Raw genomic sequence first — 5,750 nt, forward strand, 5'->3', positions numbered from 1 at the left:
GCCGACCACAGCGCCATCAGCACCGTGGTGCCCGACGGCCGTTGGGGCGACCGCGAATAAGGCCTCCGCCCGGGGACACCACCGCCACCCTGCGGGCAACGTTAGTGGCGTGGCACGGTGCGCGTTGCAGAGGTCTCAGGCCGGCGCCAGCGCCGGTGCACGCTGCAGCGGCGCCTCGCGGATCGGCAAGTGGATCAGCGCGGCGCCCACGGCCAGCACKATGTCGATGACCCAGACCAGGTCGTAGTTGCCGTAGCGCTCGAACACGCGGCCACCCAGCCAGGCGCCGAGGAAGCCGCCGACCTGGTGGCTCAGCATCACGAGGCCGAACAAGGTGGCCATGTTGCCGAGGCCAAAGAACTTGGCGACCAGGCCGGCCGTCGGCGGCACGGTGGACAGGAAGGTCAGGCCCATGAAGCCCGCGAACACCAGCACGACGACGCCCGACTTCGGCGCCAGCATGAAAGCCAGCACCCCGACCGCACGCGCCGCGTAGACCAACGACAGCAGCGACTTCATGCGCCAGCGGCCCACCGCCCAGCCCATCGTCAAACTGCCAATGATGTTGAACAGGCCCAGCACCGCGAGCGCCCAGGCACCGTACTGCAGCGGCAGCCCGCAGGCCGCGACCACGCCGGGCAAGTGGGTGGCGAGAAAGGCCACGTGGAAACCGCAAACGAAGAAGCCGGCGGCCAACAGCAAGTAGCTGGGATTACGCAGCGCGGCGCCGATCGCATCGCGGGTCGACACCGGCTTGGCCGCCGCCGCGGTGGCAGCGCTTGCCGAATTGCCGCGCAAGGCCCAGGCCGCCGGCAGCGCCAACAGCACCAGCACGCCCAACACCTGCATCGCGCTGGCCCAGCCGAGCCGAACCGTCAGTGCCCCGGCGAGCGGCGCCATCACGAACTGGCCGAACGAGCCGCCGGCGTTGACGATGCCGGTGGCTAGGCCACGCCGCGTGGCCGGGATCAGGCGCGACGCCGCGGACATCAGCACCGCCGGCCCCGCCATGCCGGCGCCACCGGCTGCCAGCACGCCGATCGCGAAGATCAGGCCCGGCGTGCTGCTCACCAGCGGCGTCAACACCGTGCCCGTTGCCACCAGCGCGATGCCGGTCAACAGCACGCGGCCGGCACCCAGCTTGTCGGCCAGCGCCCCCGCAAACGGTTGCGTCAGCCCCCACCACAGCTGGCCGAAGGCGAACGCCAGGCTGATGTTGGCCAGGCCGAGCCCGGTGCTGCTGTTCAGCGAACCGAGGAACAGGCCCATCGACTGGCGCACGCCCATCGTCAGCGCAAAGGTGCCAGCGGCCGCCAGCAAGACCCAGCCCCAATGCAGGCTGGGCAGGCTGCGCGGCGCAACAGAATCAGTCATCGTGGGCTCCGTCTTCGGGCTCGTGGGCTGGCAACAGCGCCAGGGATTCGTCGATCAGCGCGTGCAGCGCCGTCACGCGCTCGGCGCCGAGTTGCGCCGCCAACGCAGTCTGGGCCTCACGCCATGGGACACGGGCTTCCAACAGCTTGGCGCGGCCGGCCTCTGTCAGGCTAACCAGGCGGCTGCGGGCGTCGGCACCGGCATCCACCGTCAGCCAGCCGGCCTGGGCCAGTGGCTTCAGGTTGCGCGTCAGGGTCGACGCGTCCAGCCCCATCGCCTCGGCCAAGTCGGCCGGGCGTATCGGGCCCAGGTGGCCCACGCGCGCCAGCAACGAAAACTGGGTCGTCTTCAGGCCGACCTGGCGCAAACGCGCGTCGTAGTGGGTCGACAGCCGCCGCATCAAGCGGCGCAGCTTGTCGTGCGTGCAGTCTCGCGGGCGTGACGCCGCTGGTGTCGCAAAGGTGGCAGCAGGGTTGGCAGTCGGCTGTGTCATGATTAGACTTGCATCTGCAACTATTGTATCTACAACCAAAGGATTGGGAATGACCCCGGAAGAGACCCAGGATCTGTGGAACCAGCAGTACGCCGAGCTTCAAGCCCGCATGAATGCCGGCCGCGGCGCCGGCTTGGCCAACCCCGCCGAGGTGGCCGGACTGACGGGCCTGCAGACGTTGCACGCGATGCTTGCCGGCGAGCTGCCCTACCCGCACATCGCCGACACGATGGATTTCGGTTTGGTCGAGGTCGAGTTCGGCAAGGCCGTGTTCCAAGGCACGCCACAGCTGAAGCACTACAACCCGCTCGGCTCGGTGCATGGCGGCTGGTACGCCACGCTGCTCGATTCGGCGCTGGGCTGCGCCGTGCACACCACCATGGCCGTCGGCATGGGCTACACCACCGCCGAGCTGAGCGTGAACATCGTGCGCGCTGCGTCAGCCAAGAGCGGCCCGCTGCGGGCCATCGGCCAGGTCGTGCATGGCGGGCGCCAGTTGGCCACCGCCGAGGCCCGCATCGTCGGCCCGGACGGCAAGCTCTACGCCCATGGCACGACCACCTGCCTGGTGTTTCCCTTGCCCGGTGTGGGGGCCACTGCGGCGACGCGCTGAGTGTCTGCTGGACCAGCCCTAGAATCGCCCTCCCCTCGTTGGCCTGGCCGCGAGTGCTTCACGAACAGGCACGCATGGCCGGCATCCACATCAACGACATCGAGCTCGCCATCAACTGGTGGCGCGAGCGCTCGCCGTCGCCCGATGGCGTGACGGCCTGCCCCGAGGTGCGGGCCCTGGCAGAGGTGTACGCCTACATGGTGTACTACCGCGAGAACGAGGCCGACGAAGACAGCATGCCGGCCAAGGCGCATGCCGCCTGGTTGGCCTGGTACGCCAAGACGCCGGACGCGCCCTGCATCGCCATCTGCTCCACCGCCCAGGGTGACGCCATCTGCAAGGGCTGCGGCCGCACCGAAGACGAGGTGCAGGACTGGCCAGTGCTGAGCCCGGGCGAAAAGCGCCAGGTCTGGCGCCGCATCACGCTCGAAGCCAAGGCCTGGCGCTTCAACCGCTACGCCGAGCGCGCCCGCGCATCGTCGGGTATCGACCACCCCGCCGCCGAGACCTTTCCGCCGCACCCTCCCGAAAGGGCGGCGTGAGCAGCATTCCAGCGCCAGCAACCGGCAGCCGCGGCGAAAACTTCTGGACCGACGTCCGGCGCATTGCGCCGCTGGCCTGGCCGGTGATCATCGGCCAGATCGCGGTGCTGGCCTTCAGCACCATCGACACGGTGCTGGTCAGCCGCCACTCGCCCACCGATCTGGCTGCGTTCGCGGTGGGCGCGGCGGCCTATGTCACCATCTTCGTCGGATTCATGGGCATCGTGCTCGCGGTGTCGCCGATCGCCGGCCAGCTGTTCGGCGCGCAGCGGCTGGAAGCCGCCGGCGACGAGGCGCACCAGGCCGTGTGGCTGGCGCTGGCCTTGTCTGTAGTCGGCTGCTTGCTGCTGCTGTTCCCACAGCCCTTCTTGTGGGCGGCCAAGGCCAGCCCGGAGATGGCCGAGCGTGTGCGCGGCTACCTGCAGGCGTTGACCTTCGCGCTGCCGGCCTCGATGTTGTTCACCGTCTTCCGGGGCTTCAACACCGCCGTCTCGCGACCCAAGGCAGTGATGGCTCTGCAGATCGGCGGCCTGGTGCTGAAGCTGCCGCTGTCGGCCGCGCTGGTGTTCGGCGTGCCGGCGCTGGGGGTGCCCGAGATGGGCGTCACCGGGGCGGGCATTGCCACCGCTGTCGCCATGTGGGCCCAGGTGCTGCTGGCCGCGGTGCTGATGCGGCGCGACCCTTTCTACGACCAGTTCAAGCTCTGGGGCCGGGGCCTGCATGAACCGAACCGCAAGGCCTTGTGGGGCCTGCTGCGGCTGGGCGTGCCGATGGGCATGGCGATCCTGGTCGAGGTGACCGGCTTCAGCGTGATGGCGCTGCTGATCTCGCGCATTGGCCCCTTGCCGGTGGCCGGCCACCAGATCGCCGTCAACATCGTCTCGCTGATGTTCATGCTGCCGCTCGGGCTGGCCAATGCGACAGCCACGCTGGTGGCGCAGCGCATCGGCGCCGGTGACCTGGCTGACGCACGCAAGCTCGGCTGGCACGGCATGCTGCTGGGCGCCGCGATCGCCGCGGCCATGGGCTCGCTGATGTATTTGATGCGCGAGCAGGTGATCGCGCTGTACACGACCAACGCAGCGGTCGCCGCGGCCGCGTTGCCGCTGCTGGCCTGGGTGGTCGTGTTCCACTTGGCCGACGCGCTGCAGACGATTGCGGCCTTCGTGCTGCGCGCCTGGCGCATCGCGACCTTGCCGATGTTCATCTACGCCGGCACGCTGTGGGGCATCGGCCTGTTCGGTGGTTATGCGCTGGGCTTCGATCTGTTCGGGGGCACGCCCGAAACACTGCAGGGCGCGCGCGGCTTCTGGGCTGCGTGCACCTCGGGTCTCGTCGTGGCGGGCCTGGCGCTCGTCGCGCTGATGCAGTTGAAACTCAGGCCGCCAGCACCGGCAGCGTGATCACGAAGCAGCTGCCGCCGCCGTCGCGCGCCTCGCAGCGCACCTCGCCCCGGTGGGCCGCGGCAATCTGGCGCACCAGGGCCAGGCCCAGGCCGACACCGCCTTCGCGCTCGGCATGGCCCGGCAGTCGGTAGAACGGCTCGAAGATGCGCTCGCGCTCGGCCGCGGGCACGCCGGCCCCTCGGTCACAAACACGAAACGCCACCTGGCCGTTCGCCACATCGGCCAACTCGACGCTGACTTCGCCGCCGCCATAACGGCGCGCGTTTTCCAGCAGGTTGCGCGCTGCACGGCGCAGCAACCGCTCACTGCCCCGCACCCGCAGTGACGAGCCTTCGGGCGAGGCCGTCAACTCGGCGTCGACCCGTGCCGCCTCTTCGGCCAGCAGGCCGGCGAGGTCGACCTGCTCGGCCAGGTCGTGCACCACCCCCGCATCCAGGCGGCTGGACAACAGCACCTCTTCGACCAACGAATCGAGTTCGCCGATGTTGGTGTCGATCTCGCGCTTCAGGCCAGCGCGCATCGACTGCGGCGCATCGTCGAGCATCGCCACCGCCATCTTCAGCCGCGCCAACGGCGAGCGCAGTTCATGGCTGGCGTTGGCCAACAGGCTCTGGTTGGACTTGACCAGCGCCTCGATGCGCGCGGCCGCCCGGTTGAAGCTGATGGCCACCGCTGCGACCTCGTCCGCGCCTTCGGCCGACACGCGGTGGTGCAGCGCACCGGCGCCAAAGGTTTCGACGCCTTGCTTCAGCGTCTCCAGCCGCCGGGTCAGGCGCCGCACGAACGGGTAGGCACCACCGGCCACGGCCAGAAACAACATCAGCAACAGCGCCACCAGGCCCAGGCTGGCCAGCCAGTCGGCGGCCGGGGGCGGCAGCGGTATCCCGATCCGGAACCCACCGCTGCCACGCCCCAGCTCGCCAGCGCCGCCGGGCCCCCCTGGCCCGCCCGGCCCCACAACCATCATCGTGTCGGGCGGCGGCCCGGGTGGTGCGCCAGCCAATGACTCAGCCCGGTCTTCACCGCCCACGTTGCGCACGACCACGCCAGACGCGGCTCCACCTGGGCCTACCGCAGCGATCGCCAGCGACGGCGGACGATCACCCTCCGGCTCGCCACGCTGCAGCCGCACCATGTTCGGCCGCATCAGCCACAAGGTGCGGCCGTCTTCGAGGTGGATCGAGAAGGGGCGGCGCGGTCCGTTGGGGCCATCGGCCTCCCGCCGCAAGTACGACTCCGACGCGCCGATGCGCTGGCCCCGCTCGTCATGCAAGGCCAGAGGCACGCGCAGGCGGCGCGACCACTCGCGCAGCGCGTTGGTC

6 protein-coding genes are annotated in these 5,750 nt (G+C 69.9%); 3 read left to right on the plus strand and 3 right to left on the minus strand.

The annotated features are described in order from the left end of the window. Positions 1-135: 135 nt before the first annotated feature. Positions 136-1,374: an MFS transporter gene (locus tag AC1DYI_RS24830; RefSeq protein WP_477206804.1), complete on the minus strand. Its 1,239-nt coding sequence runs from the start codon at positions 1,372-1,374 to the stop codon at positions 136-138. Next, complete coding sequence (locus tag AC1DYI_RS24835) at positions 1,367-1,867, minus strand: MarR family winged helix-turn-helix transcriptional regulator (RefSeq protein WP_477206805.1); 501 nt, start codon at positions 1,865-1,867, stop codon at positions 1,367-1,369. The genes AC1DYI_RS24830 and AC1DYI_RS24835 overlap by 8 nt, the downstream gene beginning before the upstream one ends. Positions 1,868-1,916: 49 nt before the next feature. Here AC1DYI_RS24835 and AC1DYI_RS24840 point away from each other — a divergent pair, with 49 nt between their 5' ends. The 3 genes from AC1DYI_RS24840 to AC1DYI_RS24850 all read left to right on the plus strand — a co-directional run bounded on the left by AC1DYI_RS24840 (position 1,917) and on the right by AC1DYI_RS24850 (position 4,425). Continuing rightward, positions 1,917-2,480, plus strand: coding sequence for a PaaI family thioesterase (locus tag AC1DYI_RS24840; protein WP_477206806.1), 564 nt, complete (start codon positions 1,917-1,919; stop codon positions 2,478-2,480). Between the two features lie 74 nt (positions 2,481-2,554). After that, positions 2,555-3,022, plus strand: coding sequence for a DUF3717 domain-containing protein (locus AC1DYI_RS24845; protein WP_477206807.1), 468 nt, complete (start codon positions 2,555-2,557; stop codon positions 3,020-3,022). Then, positions 3,019-4,425 carry an MATE family efflux transporter gene (locus AC1DYI_RS24850; protein WP_477206808.1) on the plus strand — a complete coding sequence of 469 codons (1,407 nt, stop codon included), beginning with the start codon at positions 3,019-3,021 and terminating at the stop codon, positions 4,423-4,425. Before AC1DYI_RS24845 ends, AC1DYI_RS24850 begins: the two co-directional genes overlap by 4 nt. Here AC1DYI_RS24850 and AC1DYI_RS24855 read toward each other — a convergent pair. Then, positions 4,400-5,750: HAMP domain-containing sensor histidine kinase (locus AC1DYI_RS24855; protein WP_477206809.1), on the minus strand; the 1,351-nt coding region annotated here is incomplete at its 5' end. The genes AC1DYI_RS24850 and AC1DYI_RS24855 overlap by 26 nt on opposite strands.

The organism is Ideonella sp. P3_A4 (assembly GCF_056403075.1).

What these genes read in the sequence shown, in the direction of transcription:
- AC1DYI_RS24835 (WP_477206805.1), bottom strand. Translation starts at nt 1,867, where the DNA reads ATGACACAGCCGACTGCCAACCCTGCTGCCACCTTTGCGACACCAGCG.
- AC1DYI_RS24840 (WP_477206806.1), top strand. Translation starts at nt 1,917, where the DNA reads ATGACCCCGGAAGAGACCCAGGATCTGTGGAACCAGCAGTACGCCGAG.
- AC1DYI_RS24845 (WP_477206807.1), top strand. Translation starts at nt 2,555, where the DNA reads ATGGCCGGCATCCACATCAACGACATCGAGCTCGCCATCAACTGGTGG.